The sequence below is a fragment of the Bradyrhizobium sp. genome (genome assembly GCF_035570375.1).
In the GTDB taxonomy this organism is placed as follows: Bacteria; Pseudomonadota; Alphaproteobacteria; order Rhizobiales; family Xanthobacteraceae; genus Bradyrhizobium.
The window spans coordinates 22043-41690 of record NZ_DATMLW010000250.1; the positions used below are offsets into that span (position 1 = coordinate 22043).

16 protein-coding genes and 1 pseudogene are annotated in these 19648 nt (G+C 59.7%); 7 read left to right on the forward strand and 10 right to left on the reverse strand.

The annotated features are described in order from the left end of the window. Positions 1 to 371: 371 nt before the first annotated feature. Positions 372 to 563: a hypothetical protein gene (locus VNX23_RS27385; protein ID WP_325634694.1), complete on the reverse strand. Its 192-nt coding sequence runs from the start codon at positions 561 to 563 to the stop codon at positions 372 to 374. A gap of 359 nt (positions 564 to 922) precedes the next feature. On the opposite strand from VNX23_RS27385, the gene VNX23_RS27390 reads away from it, so the two are divergent. Then, positions 923 to 1390, forward strand: coding sequence for a hypothetical protein (locus VNX23_RS27390; protein WP_325634695.1), 468 nt, complete (start codon positions 923 to 925; stop codon positions 1388 to 1390). A 21-nt stretch (positions 1391 to 1411) separates the two neighbouring features. Here the strand turns inward: VNX23_RS27390 and VNX23_RS27395 are convergent, their stop codons facing one another. Continuing rightward, a complete protein-coding gene (locus VNX23_RS27395; RefSeq protein WP_325634727.1) occupies positions 1412 to 2311 on the reverse strand; it encodes a hypothetical protein in 900 nt (299 codons plus the stop codon). A 222-nt stretch (positions 2312 to 2533) separates the two neighbouring features. Then, positions 2534 to 4048, reverse strand: coding sequence for a CHAD domain-containing protein (locus VNX23_RS27400; RefSeq protein ID WP_325634696.1), 1515 nt, complete (start codon positions 4046 to 4048; stop codon positions 2534 to 2536). A 921-nt stretch (positions 4049 to 4969) separates the two neighbouring features. Between VNX23_RS27400 and VNX23_RS27405 the strand changes: the two genes are divergently transcribed. Both VNX23_RS27405 and VNX23_RS27410 read left to right on the forward strand, forming a co-directional pair. Further along, complete coding sequence (locus tag VNX23_RS27405) at positions 4970 to 5140, forward strand: hypothetical protein (RefSeq protein WP_325634697.1); 171 nt, start codon at positions 4970 to 4972, stop codon at positions 5138 to 5140. A 401-nt stretch (positions 5141 to 5541) separates the two neighbouring features. After that, positions 5542 to 5838 (forward strand): septal ring lytic transglycosylase RlpA family protein, encoded by a 297-nt coding sequence (locus VNX23_RS27410; protein ID WP_325634698.1) that lies wholly within the window; start codon positions 5542 to 5544, stop codon positions 5836 to 5838. Positions 5839 to 5986: 148 nt separating this feature from the next. Here the strand turns inward: VNX23_RS27410 and VNX23_RS27415 are convergent. Next, positions 5987 to 6067: pseudogene (locus VNX23_RS27415) on the reverse strand (glutathione S-transferase); the annotation flags it as partial. A gap of 138 nt (positions 6068 to 6205) precedes the next feature. On the opposite strand from VNX23_RS27415, the gene VNX23_RS27420 reads away from it, so the two are divergent. Continuing rightward, a complete protein-coding gene (locus VNX23_RS27420; protein WP_325634699.1) occupies positions 6206 to 7021 on the forward strand; it encodes an arylamine N-acetyltransferase in 816 nt (271 codons plus the stop codon). A 107-nt stretch (positions 7022 to 7128) separates the two neighbouring features. After that, entirely contained in the window at positions 7129 to 8781 is a 1653-nt protein-coding gene (locus tag VNX23_RS27425; protein ID WP_414643093.1) for an arylsulfatase, read from the forward strand. Between the two features lie 79 nt (positions 8782 to 8860). On the opposite strand, the gene VNX23_RS27430 is transcribed toward VNX23_RS27425, so the two are convergent. The 4 genes from VNX23_RS27430 to VNX23_RS27445 all read right to left on the reverse strand — a co-directional run bounded on the left by VNX23_RS27430 (position 8861) and on the right by VNX23_RS27445 (position 16757). Continuing rightward, positions 8861 to 9250, reverse strand: a complete 390-nt coding sequence (locus VNX23_RS27430; protein WP_325634700.1) for a response regulator — start codon at positions 9248 to 9250, stop codon at positions 8861 to 8863. Next, complete coding sequence (locus VNX23_RS27435) at positions 9247 to 16116, reverse strand: GAF domain-containing protein (protein WP_325634701.1); 6870 nt, start codon at positions 16114 to 16116, stop codon at positions 9247 to 9249. Before VNX23_RS27435 ends, VNX23_RS27430 begins: the two co-directional genes overlap by 4 nt. 106 nt (positions 16117 to 16222) lie before the next feature. Continuing rightward, positions 16223 to 16501: a hypothetical protein gene (locus tag VNX23_RS27440; RefSeq protein WP_325634702.1), complete on the reverse strand. Its 279-nt coding sequence runs from the start codon at positions 16499 to 16501 to the stop codon at positions 16223 to 16225. Positions 16502 to 16541: 40 nt separating this feature from the next. Beyond that, on the reverse strand, positions 16542 to 16757 hold the full coding sequence (locus VNX23_RS27445; protein ID WP_325634703.1) for a hypothetical protein: 216 nt from the start codon (positions 16755 to 16757) through the stop codon (positions 16542 to 16544). Positions 16758 to 16983: 226 nt separating this feature from the next. On the opposite strand from VNX23_RS27445, the gene VNX23_RS27450 reads away from it, so the two are divergent. Further along, complete coding sequence (locus tag VNX23_RS27450) at positions 16984 to 17229, forward strand: hypothetical protein (protein WP_325634729.1); 246 nt, start codon at positions 16984 to 16986, stop codon at positions 17227 to 17229. 612 nt (positions 17230 to 17841) lie between these two features. After that, positions 17842 to 18792: a hypothetical protein gene (locus tag VNX23_RS27455; protein WP_325634704.1), complete on the forward strand. Its 951-nt coding sequence runs from the start codon at positions 17842 to 17844 to the stop codon at positions 18790 to 18792. 172 nt (positions 18793 to 18964) lie between these two features. Here the strand turns inward: VNX23_RS27455 and VNX23_RS27460 are convergent, their stop codons facing one another. Together VNX23_RS27460 and VNX23_RS27465 are read right to left on the reverse strand one after the other, a co-directional pair. Next, positions 18965 to 19207 (reverse strand): hypothetical protein, encoded by a 243-nt coding sequence (locus VNX23_RS27460; RefSeq protein ID WP_325634705.1) that lies wholly within the window; start codon positions 19205 to 19207, stop codon positions 18965 to 18967. A 172-nt stretch (positions 19208 to 19379) separates the two neighbouring features. Then, positions 19380 to 19538, reverse strand: a complete 159-nt coding sequence (locus tag VNX23_RS27465; RefSeq protein ID WP_325634706.1) for a hypothetical protein — start codon at positions 19536 to 19538, stop codon at positions 19380 to 19382. Positions 19539 to 19648: the final 110 nt, after the last annotated feature.

The window sequence follows — 19648 nt, forward strand, 5'->3', positions numbered from 1 at the left end:
TGTCCACGAAATTAGTCTTATCCGTTCCGCAAGCACAAGGCGAGCCGGCCAGGAAAGCACGCGGCCGGCGCGTCGGTTTCCATTTTCGACCAGTGTTTTATCAGTGAATGCCGAAGGCGGTGCCGGGTCCTTGGCCTGGCGATGAGAGACCAGGAAACGGCGTCAGAGTGAAAGGCCCGCCTCGGGCGAAATCGAGGCTCTACGGATGCCGTCCGCCTTGGCGCAAGCCGGCGCGCGATCAATCACCCCCGACGTAGCAAAATACCTCCCGCCAAGCGGGCTGGATCGTCGGCGCAGAGGGGCACGGATTGCCTCGCCGGCGGGCGGCGGGGCAAGACCTTCGCATCAAGTCACTGGACGGCGACAACCCGTCACTTTGCTTGTACGACGTTTCTCAGGACGAGTTCCGAGAGCTTGACGACAAGCTTGCGCAGCCGGGCATTCTCTTCAAGCAGCGACACGACATCTTCGTCGGTGTACTCGTTGTCAGCGTAGTCGTCACGTCCAAGCGGCGCTCCATCGAGGCGTCCTTGCGTGCCATGTGTCGGATGTATGGGTCCCATGGCTCATCCCCCTATTCTGGTAGTCGAACGCGCGCCAGTCGGCATCTTTGATCTGAGTCGGAGGGCGGATTTTGGACCGAAATTTGGGCGCGCTGAGGCGCCGCATTGATGCCGCGATCGTGCCAGGAAATCACCGCTTGCTTTAAGGTTGTATTGCGCCAACGCAGCATCACTTAAATCGTGCACCCCCAAAATCATCCGTCGCTGATTTCCGTATTCCATTTTGAACGCAGGGGATTGCATCAACTGGACACCGCTGTTGCCCATGAGAACGGTGTGCATTTGCAATTCGTCAATCTGTAGGGGTTACCACTGCGATACCTCGGCGGAGGCACGACTGTATCCGAATGGAGCAAGAGATGCCTTTCGCAGTGACTGCTGTTTTGGCCTTTGTCCTGCTGGCGCTGACGACATCAACGGAAGCTTCGCAATCCTGCATGACGAGGATTGAAGCGCGTCAGCATTTTCCTTCGCTGCATCTTTATTTGCATCCACGCGAACATTGCTGGGACACCGTGCCGACACCCAGGGCTTTTCAGATCATCAAACCCGGCACGACGATCGGTCAACGCGCGCGGCATCAGCCGTCACCGAAGACGGCGCATGAGGAGATCGCGCAGACGCGGTGGTTGGATCGCTGGGTGGAAGTCGATCGGTCACAATACCCTGCGCTCGCGCGCTGGATCGAGTTGATCGAGGTTGCCTCTCCGATCGCCGAACCCGGGCCCGACCCCGCGTTCACGCCGCGCGCAGTGGTGTTGACGGCGATCGCCATCGTGCTGACGATCGCCACCATCGAGGTGCTGTTCCGCTGCACGATTTCATGAGCGGCAACGCCTTCGGAGACGCTATACAGGAAGTCGGATCAGCGCGTAAAAGACGCACAGCGCCAGGCTGGCCCAGACTGCCATGCTGAAATAAAGCGACATCCAGGCAATCTCGTCTTTCCAATGGGCAATGTCGTGGGTCACGACCCAGCGCGTCGCCACATCGCGCAGGCCTTCAATCGGCCGCAGCCGCCTGCTACCGCTGGCCGTATCGGCCCGCCAGCGGCTGAGATACATCGGCACGTCCACGGTCACCAGAAACGCCAAATAGAAGGCGATGCCCGTCATCGCCGCGATGAGGATCACGCGAACCACGCCATCGAACTCCGGCAACAAGCGGCCGAGACCTGCTCCAACCACGACGAAGGCAACTGCCCATATCGAATTTTCGATCGCATTGAAGAAATAATTGGTGGTCAGCACTGCGTACCACGAGAAACACTCGGCGATGAGGATCAACGGCACGATCACCAGAGCCGCGTTCAAGGTGGTGTCCGATACGGTCAGCCTGCCGAGCTGATAAAGAAGAATCGCCCACTGCGCGGCGAAACAAACCTCGGCCACCGTCGCCACCGACCGGCCGACGGCGACGCTCGACAGCCAGGTATCGAACAGGCAGATGCGCTGAACGTCGGCGCGCGGAAGGAACGAGCGGAACGCGCAGCCGAAAACATAGGCCGCGCAGAGCAACAGCATGAGTTCGAGGCCGGGCGCGCTGGAGGGCGTGATGGTCTGGCGCCAGACGAGCGTGAAGCCGGGCAGGCCGGCAAGGCTTCCAGCTGGTTGTTGGTGAAACTGGCTGTAAAGCAGCAACCAGGCCGCGATGTTTGCACCGCTAACCGAGGTCAAAAGCGCCCACCAGCGGGCAACCGGATTTGACCAGGCCAGCGAAGCTGGGCGCGCACGCCATTGCGAACTCATGGTACAATTCCCGCGCGTAACCAAACTGACATCTAACTGAATTAATTCTGTCACATCGCGTTTCAGCTGGCGACCCAAAAATTGTGACAGCGGGGCCCTCTCGGGGCCGCCACGCCGAGGTCAGACCGGATTTTCGAAGCTTAAGCGGCAACGATTGATCGCGGAAGACGGCTGACGCACCGGCCGCCGGACGATCGTCTGTCCCAATCCTTGGGCGAAGCGTCACAAGAATCTGCCGGCATGTCGAAGCTTGCCTACTTCCCTGATCGCCACTTTCATCAGCGGCTTTGCCGCCTCTTCCTCCCTGCCTACAATGACGCCCGAGGCAAAGGCGCGGGCTCGCCTGTTTCGTCGCGGCGCGTGCAGCGCAGCCGCCGCGGCCATCTGGCGGTGGGCGATCAAATCGTTGAGCGATCCCAACGCGTCCTGGATCCTGCGCAAGCGCCGTGACAGGCGTGCAAGGGCCTTTCGACGACGCTTCGGAAAAAGGCTTTCGAAAAATTCGACGGCGTATCTGATCTTCTTGACCCTGATCCGAACCTTGTGCCGCCCGCGTGCGGAAAGCTTTGCAAGATGCTTTCCCTGTTTGAGGACCTTCCTGACCTGTCGACGCAGAACATCGGTTGCGAACCTGGTGGCAGCCGCGCCCGCCTGATCGGCCGAATGGTCATGCGAGCCCTCGATCCAGGTCAGCACGTCGAGCAAGAGGGCGCGGAAGCGCGCTGAATCGACGGTCCTCCGGGCGCGAGCGAACGCGGAATCGCGTTTGGCGGCAAACTGTTCTTCGAGCGCCTTGCTGGCCCTTCTCGGCACGACGCCACTGCCGAGGGGCTTTATCTCCTGTTTGACGAAGACATCGATCTCGCGCGCTGGCGCGAGTTCGTCCGTCAACCATTTCAGTTCCGTCCTTATCCTTTCGGTCCGGCGGTCAGGCAGGAGGCTCGCGAAAATCGAGATTGCCGCACGCAGCCGACGCAATCCCACTCTCATCTGATGGACGCCTTCCGGATCGCAAGCGCGCACGGCATCCGCGTTATCGGCGAAATGGCGCACGCACGAGCGCGCGATCGTCCGGAATGCTTCGCCCGCAGCCACGCCTTTGCCGAGCTCGATAGTCTCTGCAAAAACCACCTGGCCCTCGTTGCCTTGCGCCAGCTCGTAGCCTCGTTCAGACTTGGTTCGCAGATAGAGTTCGGCTTCCGATCGCCTCTCCATCGTCTTTGCCAAGCGGAAGAGGTCGGCTGGCCGGCCGCGCTTCAGTTCGAGCTCGACCTCCTCTATTCTGCTTGAGCGCCGCCCGGCCTTGATGTTTCCACGGTCGATGGCGAGCTCGATTTCGCTTCCCCCGGTGCGAACAGGCACGACGGTGCGATGAACGGAAGTTTCAAAGATGGGCTTCAACTTGCGGCGCAGCTTCTTTGCGCCGATCTGCTTCAGCGGCGTACCCTTGACCTTGCGAAGGTCGGGAAAACCGTCATTGACCTCCGTCTCCCATTCACCGCGGCCAAAACTGGCAGGCGCGTCCGCCTTGATCGTTTGAACATGCTTGCCGCCGGCCTTCCGCACCCGCAAGGAAAGGCCGCGGCGCTTCAGTTTGAGCCTGGGGGTGTCGAAATAGATCGAGCGGAGATCGTTCTCCGAGCTTTCGCCCATGGTGCTGCCGGGAATTTTCCGGCTGCGCAGAGTTTGAAGCCCGCGTTGCGGCACGCGGAACTTCAATTCGGTCTCGATACCCATCACCGCTCCGATCGTTCTCGAACTTTTCGTCCGAGTAGACTTGCAGCGGTGATCATACAGAGAAAAACTCGGCGGTGCGGCGGAGCGCAACGAGAAAAGCTCGTTCCGAAATAAAAATCGGCAACGAAGGCCGCGACGACGTCAATCGCCGATCCGTCAGCAAGAAAGTCGCGCCGCCCGCACCGAGAGAGGCCAAGCTGATCCATGCCCTACTGATGAGGACCATAGGCCGCTCTCGGAACGTGTCCGTGGGTTAGCCGCTACGCTGGTGCCCGGGCATATGCAGCAGCGATCACTGCGGCACGATTTGCAGGTGGAGTCATTACATCTCCTCTGCTCCGACCAACTTCATTGTCGGCCGTATTTTCAACGTGTGGCGTGCCGCATGTTAGTCAATGGCCGCCGACAGGATCGTCCGGGAAAATTCCGGCTTTTGCATGGTATTCCCAATCCATCTGCATTGCGAGCGCGATGGAGAAGGGTTCCACCGCGCGTCGGTGGCGAGGCGCGTCTTTGCATTTTCGGCCGCATCTGTCGGCGATGCGGGGATTGCGCGCAGGCTGACCTGCCCAAGGTTTGATCGATGGCTTCTATTGACGCCTTCGAAAATGCAAAACGCAAATCATTTCAATGACGGCCCTTTGGCATGCGATTTGCTAACTCACAACTGCAATAAAAATGAAACGTTGTGATGCCATCTTCCGTGCGCCTGCCGCACGAGGCAGATGATTTCTGCATCGAGCGATGACATCGCGAGAACGGCAGCGCGATTTGTTTTCGCGATTTCGTAAAAACATCACCGCTTGTCATCGCGTTCAGATTGTTTTGCAGCGTCAATCAGCAATTTACAACTGACGAAATCATTGCTTTCCGGCTTCGAGATTCTCATGGCCTTGTCAACGGAGGACGTGACCGTGAATTTTGCTCAATTTCATCACATCAATCATCGCAAAAAAACTCACCCATGACGGCACGACGATGGTGCTCGCCGGCGTGGCACTCCTCGTCGTGTTCTTGATCGTCATCAGTCTGGCGTCGTTGTCGCCCGGTACGGCAGCGAGCGACCTGACATCGATGACGGTGCTTCCTTAGAGAATTCGTCCGATCGAAATCCTGAAGTGCTCAACGAAGCGCCGCGCTCGCCCGGCACCGAGGAGCGACGTTTCGCCGCGTGCGCATCGACGATCAGGGCCCCGCGATCACGGCGGCAATGCAGAACAATCCGACCACGGCTTCCACCGAGGTCATCCGCCGCACGGCCGAAGGCAGAACAACGCACGACTCCGAAAAATCAAGACAATGAAGACGAATGGACACCCCGCAACGGGCGCGGCATCACGGAGCCGGAACGAGCTACCGTTACGCTTCACATTCGCGCACCCGCACCTAACCCATGTGAGTCACATTCGACAAAAGCCCAGATTCGGCCCAGCTGCCGACAAATTTCGTGGCATGCTACGCCCATGGGCAGGGTCACGTGTCAGCGAGGACCCATGTATCGAAAACTTTTGTATCTATCGATTGCCGCCCTTCCCCTTCTTCCCATCTCATCCGCTCAGGCCGAATCCGGTGCTTCCTACTACAGCGCTCGTGGCAACGGAATGACCTGCGCTCACCGCACGAGGCCGTTTGGAAGCATCGTCACGGTGAGCTACGGCAGCCGCTCGATTCAATGCCGCGTCAACGACCGCGGGCCGTTCATTCGCGGCAGGGTCATCGATCTGTCGCTCAACGCGGCACGCGCACTCGGCATGATGCAATCGGGCGTCATTCGCGTCTCCCTCGACTAGAGCTCCGATTCCGAAGTTCGCATCGCGGCGACGTCTGATGCGAACTTCGGAAATCAAGGGAGCTCTGGCAACTTGTTGATTTGAGTAGCGGCTATGAATTTGAAGTTCCTATCACGAGCATTGCCGCGATACCGATGGAACTTCAAATTCGCTCCTCGGGCTCGAGCCGGGAATAGCGCAGCACGAGCGCTTGCGGAAAGGTCAGCGTGGCCTCGCTGAAATGCATCCAGGTCTTGATTTATCCCACGTCGCCTCTGCGCGGCGCCCATGATCCGCCCAAAGCCGACGAGGTGCCGTCAGGCGTCGTGCTGGCTTCGAAACCCCGTCCATGAAATAGTAATTCGCTGTCGCTGGCTATGGGGCAATAATGTCGGGCGAATTCAGATTGAACAAATACCTGAAGCGCATCGGTTATGACAAGGGAATCGAACCCGGTTTGAAAACATTGGCGGCCCTTCAAGCCGCGCACCTCTCCGCCATCCCGTTTGAAGGCATCGACCCGCTGCTGGGCCGTCCGGTCAGGCTTGATCTTGCGTCCCTGCAAGCAAAGCTGGTCGATAGCCACCGCGGTGGATATTGTTTCGAGCAGAATGCGCTGTTCAAGGCCGCGCTGGAGGCGATCGGCTTTGCGGTCACGGGGCTCGGTGGGCGCGTGCGCTGGAATTCGCCGCCCGAAAGCCCGCTCGGGCCGAAGGTACACATGATGCTCAAGGTCGATCTTCCGGAAGGTCCCTACCTCGCCGATGTCGGCTTTGGCGCTTGCCTGCTCGACGCTCCATTGCGGCTCGAGAGCGATGTCAATCAGCAGACCGCGATGGGCACCTACCGGCTGAGCCGGTCGGATGGCCTGTTCTCGCTCGCCGCAAGACGCGCGGCAGATTGGCGGATCATGTACGTCTTCGACCTGCAGCCGCAAATTGCGGCCGACTACGAACTCGGCAGCTGGTTCACCTCGACCAGTCCGAATGTGCCTTTTACCAACATGCTGGTGATGGAGAGACTGGCCGGCGACCGACGCTACAAATTGATCAATCGCCGGTTTGTCGTCGAGGCCCGCGACGGCGAGATCATGGCCGAGCGCGCCATCGCAAGCGCCGACGAGCTGCGGGAAATCATCGATGAAAACTTCAAGATGACGCTGCCGGCGCCAGCGGACGAGATTTTTGGCCGCACAGCAAGCTAGCGCCTCGCGCCAGCGAGATCGGTGCGTTGATATAGGTCAAAATCGATCCGAGCGTCGATGTTCGAATATTTCGGGGCAGCCCGAGTCCTCGCACCGGAGTAACATTCATGAAATCCTGGAAGCCGCGTTTGTGCGCGTCCGTGGTCGTCTTGGCCGTGACCGCGCTCCCTGCACTCGCGGAACAGCAACCATCGAAACCCAACATCGTCATGATCGTCTCCGACGATTTCGGATATGGCGATGCGGGCGCCTATGGCGGCGGCGAGAACCGTGGCATGGCGACGCCCAACCTCGACCGCCTGGCCGCCGAGGGAATGCAGTTCTTCTCATTCTACGCGCAGCCGAGCTGCACTCCCGGGCGCGCAGCGATGCAGACCGGACGAATTCCGAACCGAAGTGGCATGACCACCGTCGCTTTCCAGGGTGAAGGCGGCGGCTTGCCGGCGGCTGAGTGGACGCTGGCTTCGGTTCTCAAGACCGGCGGTTACAAGACATTCTTCACCGGCAAATGGCATCTCGGCGAGGCCGACTACGCGCTTCCTAATGCGCAGGGCTATGACGAGATGAAATATGCCGGTCTCTATCACCTCAATGCCTACACTTACGCCGATCCGACCTGGTTTCCGGACATGGATCCCGAATTGCGGGCCATGTTCCAGCGCGTGACAAAGGGCGCATTGTCCGGCAATGCCGGACAGCCCGCGAAAGAGGATTTCAAGATCAACGGTCAATATGTCGACACGCCCGTCGTCAACGGCGGACCGGGCGTCGTCGGAATTCCGTTTTTCGACAGCTACGTCGAGAAGGCCGCGCTCGAATATCTCGACCGCAATGGCAAGTCGGGTCAGCCGTTCTTCATGAGCGTCAACTTCATGAAGGTGCACCAACCGAACATGCCCGCTCCGGAATTCCAATATAAGTCGCTTTCGAAGAGCAAATATGCCGACTCCGTCGTCGAGAACGACACGCGGATTGGCCGGATCCTGGACAAGATTCGCGCACTCGGACTCGACAAGAACACCTACGTGTTCTGGACCACCGATAACGGCGCCTGGCAGGACGTCTATCCTGACGCCGGCTACACGCCATTCCGCGGCACCAAGGGCACAGTGCGCGAAGGCGGCAACCGTGTTCCGTCGCTCGCCTGGGGTCCCGGTATCAAGGCCGGCTCCAGGAATTCAGACATCGTCGGCGGTTTGGATTACATGGCCACTTTTGCGTCCCTTGCAGGCGTGAAGCTGCCGGAAAACGACCGCACCGGTCAGCCGATCATCTTCGACAGCTACGACATGTCGCCAATCCTGTTCGGCACCGGCAAGTCGGCACGCAAGAATTGGTTCTATTTCACAGAGAACGAATTGACGCCGGGTGCGGCGCGTTCCGGCAATTACAAGGCCGTGTTCAATTTGCGCGGCGATGACGGCGTGAAGACGGGCGGCCTTGCCGTCGACTCCAACCTTGGCTGGAAGGGCGCAGAAAGCTACGTCGCTACGGTGCCGCAGGTCTTCGACCTTTGGCAGGACCCGCAGGAACGCTATGACATCTTCATGAACAATTACACAGAGCGTACCTGGGTGATGATAACGATCAGCGACGCGATCAAGGAACTGATGAAGACCTATGTAAAATACCCGCCGCGCAAGGTGCAGAGCTCATCCTATTCCGGGCCGGTGACGCTGACCAACTACGAGAGGTTCCAGTTCATCAGGGATCAGCTCGCAAAGGAAGGCGTCACGATCGCGTTGCCGACCGGCAACTGAGTCTGAGGTGTAGTGATGGCTCCGGAGCCAAAAAGCTTCGGAGCCATTTGTCGTCAGGGCCAAGTGCCAAGTGAGTGGACTACGCCGCGCGTGCCAGCCGCTGGTCGATTTCCTGGCGCAGGCAGCCGAAATCGATTGGCTTGGTCAAGAGCCCGGCCGCACCCAGCGCCATCGCCTTCTTCCTCGTCGCCTCATCGCCGTAAGCCGTGATCATGATCACCGGCACGTTGGGCCGCGCCGCCTTCACCTTGGGCAGCATTTCCAGGCCGCTCATACCGGGCATGTTGATGTCCGACAGGATCAGGATCAGCGAAGGATCGCTAATGGCCTTGGCCCGCTCCAGCGCCTCCGGCGCGGAAGCGGCGAATTCCATGATGAAACGCCCCGAACGCACGTCGCGGCGGAATTGCTGGCGAAACAGACTTTCGATATCGGGCTCGTCGTCGACCACGAGAATGTACGTGCTCAATTTTTTGGCTCCCCTGCCCCTGGCTGAATCATCGTGCGCGGCAATGTAATGATGAATTCGGTAAATGCACCGGGCTCCGTCGCAATGTCGATCGTACCGCCGTGCTGCTTGACCACGATATCATGACTCATCGACAGGCCAAGCCCGGTGCCCTCGCCGGCCGGCTTGGTCGTGAAAAACGGGTTGAAGATTTTCTCCCTGATATCAGGCGGAATTCCCGTGCCGTTATCGCGGATGCGTATCTCGACCATGTCTCCGAGACTCTTTGTCGCGGCCTTCAGCCTCGGTTCGAAACCATTGCCGGCCTCAATCGCGCGCTTGGTTGCGGCGTAAAACCCGTTCGAGACCAGGTTCAAAAGCACTCGCGTGATCTCCTGCGGATATACGTCGGCGATCCCGGCCGAGGGATCGAAATCACGTTCCAGCGTGATGTTGAAGCCCTGCTTTTCGGCGCGCGCGCCGTGATAGGCAAGGTTCAGGCTCTCGTCGATGATGGCGTTGATCTCGACCGGCCGCCGTTCGCCCGAACCTGAACGCGAGTGCAACAGCATGTTCTTGACGATCGAGTCGGCGCGCTTGCCGTGCTGCACGACCTTTTCGAGATTGCTCTTGAGAAGCTTGCGAATCTCGTCGAGTTCGGTGCGTTTCTCGTCCTCGAGCCTGGCCGCTTCGAGTACGCCGTCCATCTCGTCGACCAATTCGGCCGAGAGCGCCGAGAAATTGTTGACGAAGTTGAGCGGATTCTTGATCTCGTGCGCGATGCCAGCGGTGAGCTGGCCGAGCGAAGCCAGCTTCTCGGTCTGCACCAGGCGGTCCTGCGCGGCGCGCAGGTCGTCCAGGGATTTGGCAAGCTCGCGCGTGCGAGCCTGGACCTCGTCGAACAGCCGTGCGTTCTCGATCGCGATCACGGCCTGGTCGGCAAAAGTCCGCAGCAGCTGCACGTGATGCTCCGAGAAATTGCCCGGTTGAACGCGCGTGACCGCGATAAAGCCGATCGACACATCCTTGTTCATCAGCGGCGCAAACAACATGCTGCGATAGCCGCGCGCCCGCGCAATTTCCTTGAGCTCGTATGTTGGAGCTTCGGTGTCGGGAATTTGCGTGACCTTGCCGGCCTGCGCCATTTGAAACGGCTGAAAATCCGCGACCGGGCGCGGGAAAGTCGATTTGAGGACCTCATCTGCTTTCGGCGTCGTCGGCGTAAACGCCTTCAGGTGAGCCATGCCATCGCTAAAGCGGAAGACGGTGCTGGAGAAGCCTCCGATCAGGCTGTTGGCCCTTGTGGCGATTGCATCGAACACAGGCTGCACGTCGGAGGGCGAACTGGCGATCACCTGAAGGATTTCGGCAGTGGCTGTCTGCCGCTCCAGTGCCTCCCTGGTCTCATTGAACAGCCGGACATTCTGAATCGCGATCGCGGCCTGGTCCGCGAAAGTTGCGGCCAGCTCGATTTGCTTGTCGGTAAAGCCGCGCGGCTCGGTCCGGGTCAAGGTGATGACGCCGATCGGCACGCCTTCGCGCAACATCGGTACCCCGAGCAGCGCGCGATAGTCGCCGAGCCTCGGACCGTCACCGAAACTATATTCCAGATCTTTCTCGACGTCGGGGATGTGGATGACGACGCCCTCGAGCAGGGCGCGCCCCGTCGCGGTGTGCCGATCGACGACAACGGGGACGTCGCGCACATAGTTCATGAAGTCGTCCGAAAAGCCGCAGGACTCGGCGCGGTAGAACGCGCCATCCTTCTGCCGGGTAATGGTGCCCTTGTCGGCATCGCAGAGCTGTGCCGCGGTTTGGACCAGCGCGTGCAGGACGGCCGGCAAATCGAAGGTGGAGCGGCTGATGGTTTTCAGCACGTCGGCCGTTGCGGTCTGCCGCTGGAGAGATTCGCGCAGCTCGCTGAGGAGGCGGGAGTTTTCAATCGCGATAACGGCCTGGGCGGCAAAGTTCTTGACAAGCTCGACCTGCTTGTCGGTGAACGGCCGGACCTCGGTGCGGTAGATATTGATGATACCCACCAGCTTGTCTTCCATGACGATCGGCACACCCATGATGGTGCGGGCACCCGCGAGATCGAGAATGGCAAACCGCCGGGGGTCATTGAGATAGGCAGGCTCGGCTCGAATATCGGCGATCTGGACCGGCCGTCTTGTGCTTGAAGCGAGCTGCAACGTCGTTCCCTCGCCTGGAACGATAATCGGTTCGCGCCGGCGGGCCTCGGCATATTCTGCCGTCACGCTGTGCGTCGCAACCACGCGGACCACGTCGCCTTCCGACAGGAACAGGATGCCGAACCTGGCGTCGCAGATCTGCGTCGCGTTCGCAAGGATGGAATCAAATACCGGTTTGAGGTCGCCTGACGAGGAGCTGATAACCTTGAGCACCTCGGCGGTCGCCGTCTGCTGCTGCAGCGACTCTGTCAGATCGCGGGTCTTGGCCTGCACCTCGTCGAACAGCCTGGCATTTTCGATCGCGATCACGGCCTGGTCGGCAAAGGTAGTCACTAATTCGATTTGCTTTGCCGTGAAAGGCTGCGGCAGCTTATTGGCGACGAAGAACACGCCGACGACGTTCCCTTCTCGCAGCAACGGTGCTCCCAACGCGGCCCGGTAACCACCAATTTTTTGTGCTTCGCTCCAGGTATATTCCGGGTCTGCCAGCACGTCGGGGATGTGGATTACACGGCCCTCCAGCGCAGTGCGTCCGGTAACACTGCTTCGATCGACTGGAACACGTAGAGGCCGAAAATAACTTCTCAGCTGCGCGTGGACTTCCGGGGATTCGCCGAAACTGGCTACAAAGCGGAAGAACTCGCCGTCGCGTTGGAATAACCACGAATAATCGGCATCGCATAGTCTTGCCGCTGATTCCGTCAACGTACTCAATACCCTTTGCAAATCGAAGGCAGAGCGGCTGATGATCTTCAGCACGTCGGCCGTTGCCGTCTGCTGCCGCAGCGATTCCTCGAGATCGCGCGTCTTCGCCTGCACCTCGTCGAACAGGCGCGTATTCTCGATCGCGATGATCGCCTGATCCGCAAACGTCTTGACCAACTCGATCTGCTTCTCGGTGAAAGGCTCCGGCCTGGTCCGCGTCAGGAAGATCACTCCGACCACATTTCCTTCCCGCAGCATGGGGGCGCCAAGGACCGCGCGATAGCCGGCAATCTTTTGCGCATCGAACCTTGAATAGTCGGGATCGGCGAGCACATCGGAAATGTGAACGAGTTGCTTGTCGATCACGGTCCGACCCACCACGCTGCCTCGATCGATCCGTATGGGATTCGATCCAATGTACGCATGATATTCAGGTGTAAAGCCGAAGCGCGCCGCTGCGCGGTAGACATTGCCCTCGGGCAGAAAAATAAGGGCGTCCTGGGCGTCGCAAAGCCGTGTCGCCGATTCGACCAGCGTATCGAGAACGGCCTGCAGGTTGAACGTCGAGCGGGTGATGACCTTGAGCACCTCGGCGGTCGCCGTTTGCTGCTGCAGCGATTCGGAAAGATCACGCGTCTTCGCCTGCACTTCATCGAACAGGCGCGCGTTCTCGATCGCGATCGATGCCTGGTCGGCGAAAGTCTGCACCAGCTCGACCTGACGCGGCCCGAACATGCCAGTTTCCGGCTTCGCCAGCGAGAAGACACCCTCAACGGTTCCCTCGCGGATGATGGGAATTCCCAGCATCGCGCGAAAATTGCCGACACGCTGGTAGCCATGCGCCTTCCAATGCGGGTCTGCAAGCACGTCAGGAATCTGCACGACGGCTGCGGTCAGGGACGTGCGACCCACGTTGCTGTCCAGGCCTGGAGCAAGGGGGTGGGCACGTCCGTACTCCTGCATCTCGGGCGAATAGCCGTAATCGGCCGTGAGGTGATAAAGATCGCCGCGCTTTTGAAAAATGGTGCCGGTACGGGCGCCCGACAGCGTCACTGCAGATTCTACCAGCGTATCGAGCACGGTCTGCAGATCGAACGCCGAGCGGCTGATGACCTTGAGCACCTCGGCGGTCGCCGTTTGGTGCTGCAGCGATTCCTCCAGATCACGCGTGCGTGCCTGCACCTCGTCGAACAAACGGACGTTCTCGATGGCGATGACGGCCTGATCGGCGAAGGTCTGCACCAGCTCGATCTGCTTGTCGGTGAAGGCGCGCACAATCTGTCGGGTCAACGTGAAGACACCGATGATCTCGCCGTTTCGTTTCAGCGGGACACCAAGATTGGTTCGGTGACCGCCAAGTTTCTGGTATTGACGCGCAACCTCGTTCAGGGACGGATCGGCAAGAAGGTCCACGGTCTGAACCGCAATGCCTGATGCCGCGGCACGGGCGGTGGTGCTGGCACCGTCGATCGGAATTGGATGTACTCTGGCAAAGGCCTCGAGCTCCGGTGAGAAGCCGTAGACGTTGGCGACGTGACATTCGTTTCCCTTGCGAAGGAAAAGGATGCCGCGCTCGGCTCCGCACAGCCTTGCCGCAGACTCAACCAATGTCCCCAGCACGGCGTCGAGATCGAACGCCGAGCGGCTGATCACCTTGAGCACATCGGCGGTCGCGGTTTGCTGCTGCAGCGATTCCTGGGTCTCATTGAAGAGGCGCGCGTTCTCAATGGCGATGACGGCCTGGCTGGCAAAATTTTCAACGAGCGCAATCTGCTCGTCGGTGAATGGCCTCACTTCCTGACGATAGATTGCAATCGCTCCGATCAGTGCTCCTTCCTTGAACATGGGTACGCCCAGAAACGTCCGTGCACCGCTGGATTCGACGAGGGCAACCATTCGCGCATTGCCCTCAATATAGGCCTGCTCAGCGGCGAGGTCGGCGATGTGAACGACCTTCTTGCTTCGAGCAAGTTGGGCGAGCGGACCGTGCGGATTGTCGAGGGGCGCCAGTTTCTGTCCCCGCTTCAGCCAATCGGGATAATTGGCCGCAGCACTTTGCAGTGCAACCACACGAAAATCATCTTCCTCGCTAAGGAACAAATGACCGAATTTTGCTTCGCAGAGGCGCGTAGCATTCTCCAGTATCGCCGTGAACACCGGTTCCAGATCGCGCGGCGACGAGCTGATGATCCTCAGCACTTCGGCAGTCGCGATCTGACGCTCAAGCGCCTCCTGGGTCTCGTTGAAAAGGCGCGCGTTCTCGAAGGCGATGACGGCCTGGCTGGCAAAATTTTCAACGAGCGCGATCTGGTCGTCAGTGAATGGCTGCACTTCCTGGCGGTAGATTACGATCGCACCAACCAAGCCGGTCTCCTTGAGCATGGGAACGGCGAGGAAGGATCGCGCTCCTGCCAGGTCGACCGTAACGATACGCAACGGCTCACCTGCGGCGTAAGCGGGATCAGCCTTGAGGTCCGGGATATGTATGAGCTGTCTCGTGCGCGCAAGCCGGCCAAGACCGGTATCCGGACTGGGATGTATCGGCCCGTGTTCATCCCAGAACGCACGGTAGGCTTTGGGAACATCGTGCAAATGCGTCGCGTGAAAACGCTCCCCGTCGTAGAGCAGGATGTGACCGAATTTCGCGTCACAAATTCGCATCGCGTTGCCGAGCATGGCCTCGAATACGGGCCCCAGATCGCGCGGCGACGAGCTTATGATCCTCAGCACATCGGCGGCCGCCGTCTGCCGGGCCAAGGCTTCCCGCGTCTCGTTGAACAGCCGCGCGTTCTCGATGGCGATGACGGCCTGACTGGCAAAATTTTCAACCAGCGCAACCTGGTTCTCTGCGAATCCGCCAGGATCCTTCTTGTAAATCGAGAAGTTGCCAATCAACTTGCCTCTCTTCAGCAGCGGCACCGCGATCAGACTGCGCACGCCACCAAGCTCGACCGCGGCCTTGCGCACGGCCTCTCCCCGGGCGTAAGAGGCGTCAGCGAACATGTCTGGGACGTGAAGCGTCGATTTTTTCTCGACCACGAAACGAAAACCGGCGTTCGCTTCCGGCGAAAACGATCGGCCACGTACCGCTTTGGCGTATTCCCGCGGCAAGTTTTGATCGGCGGCGACGGCGAATCCCTTGCCATCGTAGAGAAAGAGGCTGCCGAACTTGGCCCCGCAAAGCGAGATGGCCTTGTCCAGCATGGCTTCGAAAACCGGCTGCACATTCGAAGGCGAGTTCGCGATCACCTTGAGTATGTCGGAAGTGGCGGTCTGTCGCTTCAGCCCCTCCTGCGTCTCCTTGAGAAGACGCGCGTTCTTCATGGCAATCTCGGCCTGCATCGCAAAGCCCTGCAGCAGCGCTATTTGCCGGGCGCTGAACGGCCGCACCTCCTTGCGATAGACGCTGAGAACGCCTGTTAACGCGCAGCCGTCGCGCAAGGGAACGGCAAGGTACGAGCGGATGCCGCCGAGCTCGACGCTTGCGACCGTCAGCGACAATCGCCGACGATAGGATTCGGTTTTGGAAAGATCGGTGACGTGATTGAAGGGCTTGTCCTCGATGCCGCTGCCGAAGGCCGCAGTGAGCGGCAATGCCTGCCGCATGAGGAATTTGCTATAGGCTTTCGGCACGTTCCTGGTTGCGGCGGGACGAGCCAGTTCGCCCTCGACCATCCACAATCCGCCGAAGCCGGCGTCGCAAATCTTGAGCGCCTTGTCGACGATCGCCTCGAATACGGGAGCCAGATTTCCCGGCGAAGAGTTGATCACCGCCAGCACGTCTGAACTGGCGGACTGCTGCGCCAGCGCTTCGTTCAGTTCCCTGGCAAGCCTGGTAACTTCTGCGTTCTGATTTTTATCCGCACCTGCCCGAACGACCCGGCTTTTCGATTGGCCCGGCGTTTTGGATTCGGCTTCTCGGCGGCGAGGGGATACCGCCGCCTTGCGGCGGCCCGCCTTTCTGCCAAGGCCTTTCCTCGCTTGCCCCATATCGCCCTCGGGTAAGGAGGGTGGATAGTAAAGGTTCCGTCTGGGGGTAGAAAGGGGCCGCGCGCCGCCGTGCGCGGCCCACGACGGTATCGTGTGACGACGTCAGCTATTCGCTGTCGAGAGTTGCACGCTTGGAGCGAGTGTCCCTGGCCTCGCTCTTGATGGCGTCTGGCCCAAGCTCCTGGATCGCGCGCTGGGAAATCTGCTCGGGATCGCGAAGGCCGGTTTGACCGATTTCGATGATCTTCCTTGCAACAATCTCGGTGATTGGATCACTGCGATCCTTCAGTCCGAGGGCCTGGAGTGTTTTCTCATAGGCCGCGACCAAGCGACGGATGTCCTCGGGGTGCAACGGAGAGTTCTGCAAGATTCGCAGGATCGGCATTGCGAAACTCTCCAGGCCTTTTTCTACCTGAGCGCCGGTTTCATCGAGCCTTGGCAAGGAAGCTGCGGCGGGAACCAGCATTGGCGGAACGCGAGATCGCAGAAGGGTCGAGGCCTGCTGTCGGTTTTTGAAGTCCGCTGCTGTTGATCCATTTCTCAATGTCCTCGACGACCTTCTCGTAGCTGCGACGTCGGGGCAGCGGCTGGCCTTTGGCCTGCCCAACCAATTCGACTTTGCTTTTCATGTTGTCCGTCATGGCGAATTAAGCCCTTCGCCCCGACAACAAACTTTTACTAGTGCATTCCAGTTCCTAAGTAAATCATTGATTTTGCTTGATAATATTGCAAATTTTGAGCAGAAACCATCACCGCTGGAACCAACTTATTTTTTGTAAGTTGAAGAATTGGCTTGGACTTGGCAAAATGCTTCGACTTGATAGATTGAGTAAATTACTCAATGAATTTGAGGATGGGGTGTACGCAGTGTCTGAAATGCGTGGCGAACGATTGCAGGTGATGCTCTCTCCGGAAGAGTTGGCTGCCCTCGATGATTTTCGCTTCAAGCATCGAATGCCGACCAGAGCCGCAGCGGTGAGGGAACTGTTGAAGTTTGGTTTGGCCGCGGTTGGCGTGGAAGGCAGCGCGGGCGTCAAGTCCAGCGACTACGGCGTTTTCAGCCGCGGTCCCGAGGGCCACCGGTCTGCGAAGGATTCGCCGGGAACCGAGTGACGATCCGGACATTGTCGTCGGTTGTTGGAGAGTGAGCAGCCGGCGCAATCGGCTGGCTAGATGATGCCAGACCCCTTGGTGACGCCGGCAGAGGGAACCTGAAAGCACCCTGCGACCCGACCCCGAATTGCGATCGTTCGCGGCTATCGGGCGCTCAGCCTCGACTTGCTAACCGTTTTCGTAACACGCGCAACGGCCGCGAGACCCGGCTGTTTCAACGCCGGTCACGCTGAACCCATCTGGGACGATTAGGCTACGGAATTCATCGCGACGGCTTGCGATTTCAGAACGCCTCAGGCCAGCGTCTTGCCGTGAAGCTGATATTGGCGAAAGTGTTCGCGGCGATAGCAAGCCAATGCTAGTGTGGCGGTTCCGAAGTCCGCATCATTACTGCCGCGAGTCTGTCATGCGGCTTCTGAACCAAAGCCTACACTAGAATAAACAAGCTGCTAGCGTCCTTTCGAATCCGATTGGCAAAAACGGGGGCTGCAAAAGCGTGCGAACTTCGGATTCGGGACACTAGAATCCGACCGTTGGCGTTGTGACGGCTCTTCGCGGAAAATCGGGCAACGGCGATCTTCTCTTGCGCAAGCAACCGCAAAGGGGACTCCCATGAGTGTGACGGCCTCGCCGCAACAAGATAATTTGCGTGATCTCGCCATTGCTGCCCTCAAGCAGGCGCATCGTGAGATCGGGCAGGCCGAACAACGGCTCGTGCCTCCCGATGAGACGACTTCGAGGTCGGAAATCGAGAAGGAAGCCGCCCGCCACCGTGCCGACGCGTCGTCGCCCGCTGCCGAACCGTCGCCACGCGCAAGACGTCGGAGGCGTCGCCGGCCGGTGCTATGGAGCTTGCTGGGTCTTTTGGCGTCGGCAGGAGTCGTTGCGGCCGCCTTGGCGTGGCAGAAGTCAAGTGAGCTGGCAGCACTTGACCCCATCTTCACCGCAACCATTTCTGCAGCGAAAAGGTATTTGCCGGAACAACCCGCCCCATCCGTTGGCGCAGCCAAGACGGAGCCAGTGCTTCCGCAACCCTCACCTCAAACCTCGCCCCAACGCGAAGCTCAGCTCAATCAAGCCACTCCCAGTCCGGTGCCGCCGCAAACGATGCCGCGCGAACTGGCCGACGTTCAGCAGGCGGTTGATCAGCTCAAGACGGAACGGGCGCAGATGATCCGCGATAAAGAGGAAATCGCCGACCAGCTGAAGGCTGCGCAGGAATTGGCCCGGCGCAGTGCCGACATCGCGGAAAATCTCAAGGCGACGCAGGCGCAGGTCATTCGCCAAAATGCCGACCTCGCCGATGATCTCAAGGCTGCGCGCGCCGAGTTCGCCGAGCGGCTCAGGGTCAGTCAGGAACAAACGGGCAAACTCTCCGAGCAGATCAAGACGAACCAGGAGCAACTCACCCGCCTCACCGCTCCCGAGCGCAAGCCGCATCCGAAGCCGGTGGCGTCCGCGCCGACTGCGACCGCCGCCGCGGTTCGCAGGGGCGCGAGGACGCCTCCGCCGCAAGCCAGGGTGCAGGCCCAGGATCCCAGGCGCGTGAGGCCACCGCAATAGCGTATTGCGAACAAACGGGTCGCGCGAGCCGAGCCACGGCGGGTCGGAGTTCATGCTCCTCGCAATGACGGCCTCATCTCATCGCGGGCCTAAACACATCAATCGGTTGCGGCGATAAAGTCACGAACCAGATACGAAAAGGCCCGGCTCCGGCTTGCGGCTTCGATGGCCGCTATTTCGAACTGCCGTAACTCTTCAGCCCGTCATCTTTCTTCCGGGTGTCCCGCCGTACAATCTCCCTGACCGGGGTGTCCCGCCGGATGCCGCCCTGGCCCGCAGCGCTGTTCCTGAAGTCGATATCCTGGGACATCGGATCGCTCGCGAAGGCTTCCGACGCGAAAGCGAGGTTGAGCGCAAGGCCAAGCGCGAACGCGGCGGCTGAAATTCCAAACGCCAGGCGGGGGCTGACGGTCATGATGAATCTCTTCCCTCCAGCGCGGATCAAGGAACGCTGCACGGCTCCTGATGGTAGTGACGATTCCCCCACGGCCCTTGTTACCGTTCGAATTCAAAAAAAATGCCCCGCCCGCAATCCTTGGCGGAAATCATTGGCACTTCGCCGATTCTTTCGGCCGCATTGCGGCGCCTTATCGCCGCCGCCGAAAATGACGGTGTTCGAAGGGCCCGTTGAGGCCAGCCAGGAGGTCGGATCGCAAGCGGTCGGCAAAATAGAGCGTCGCGATCACGGCGCCCAAAAGACAGGAAAAACCCCCGGCAAAAAGAAAAGCCTGCTCGGCGTTGGTCATGGCCCCTCCCTCATTTGCTCCCGGACGACGCCAGCATCTCCCCGCATTTTGCGGAGCAGTTACGCGAATTGATTTCGGACCATACCACATTCCGAATGCGGACATGCGGG

Excerpts from the sequence above, each read along its gene's own strand:
- VNX23_RS27385 (WP_325634694.1), bottom strand. The coding sequence starts at position 563 with ATGGGACCCATACATCCGACACATGGCACGCAAGGACGCCTCGATGGA.
- VNX23_RS27390 (WP_325634695.1), top strand. The coding sequence starts at position 923 with ATGCCTTTCGCAGTGACTGCTGTTTTGGCCTTTGTCCTGCTGGCGCTG.
- VNX23_RS27395 (WP_325634727.1), bottom strand. The coding sequence starts at position 2,311 with ATGAGTTCGCAATGGCGTGCGCGCCCAGCTTCGCTGGCCTGGTCAAAT.
- VNX23_RS27400 (WP_325634696.1), bottom strand. The coding sequence starts at position 4,048 with ATGGGTATCGAGACCGAATTGAAGTTCCGCGTGCCGCAACGCGGGCTT.
- VNX23_RS27410 (WP_325634698.1), top strand. The coding sequence starts at position 5,542 with ATGTATCGAAAACTTTTGTATCTATCGATTGCCGCCCTTCCCCTTCTT.
- VNX23_RS27420 (WP_325634699.1), top strand. The coding sequence starts at position 6,206 with ATGTCGGGCGAATTCAGATTGAACAAATACCTGAAGCGCATCGGTTAT.
- VNX23_RS27425 (WP_414643093.1), top strand. The coding sequence starts at position 7,129 with ATGAAATCCTGGAAGCCGCGTTTGTGCGCGTCCGTGGTCGTCTTGGCC.
- VNX23_RS27435 (WP_325634701.1), bottom strand. The coding sequence starts at position 16,116 with ATGGGGCAAGCGAGGAAAGGCCTTGGCAGAAAGGCGGGCCGCCGCAAG.
- VNX23_RS27440 (WP_325634702.1), bottom strand. The coding sequence starts at position 16,501 with ATGCCGATCCTGCGAATCTTGCAGAACTCTCCGTTGCACCCCGAGGAC.
- VNX23_RS27445 (WP_325634703.1), bottom strand. The coding sequence starts at position 16,757 with ATGACGGACAACATGAAAAGCAAAGTCGAATTGGTTGGGCAGGCCAAA.
- VNX23_RS27455 (WP_325634704.1), top strand. The coding sequence starts at position 17,842 with ATGAGTGTGACGGCCTCGCCGCAACAAGATAATTTGCGTGATCTCGCC.
- VNX23_RS27460 (WP_325634705.1), bottom strand. The coding sequence starts at position 19,207 with ATGACCGTCAGCCCCCGCCTGGCGTTTGGAATTTCAGCCGCCGCGTTC.
- VNX23_RS27465 (WP_325634706.1), bottom strand. The coding sequence starts at position 19,538 with ATGACCAACGCCGAGCAGGCTTTTCTTTTTGCCGGGGGTTTTTCCTGT.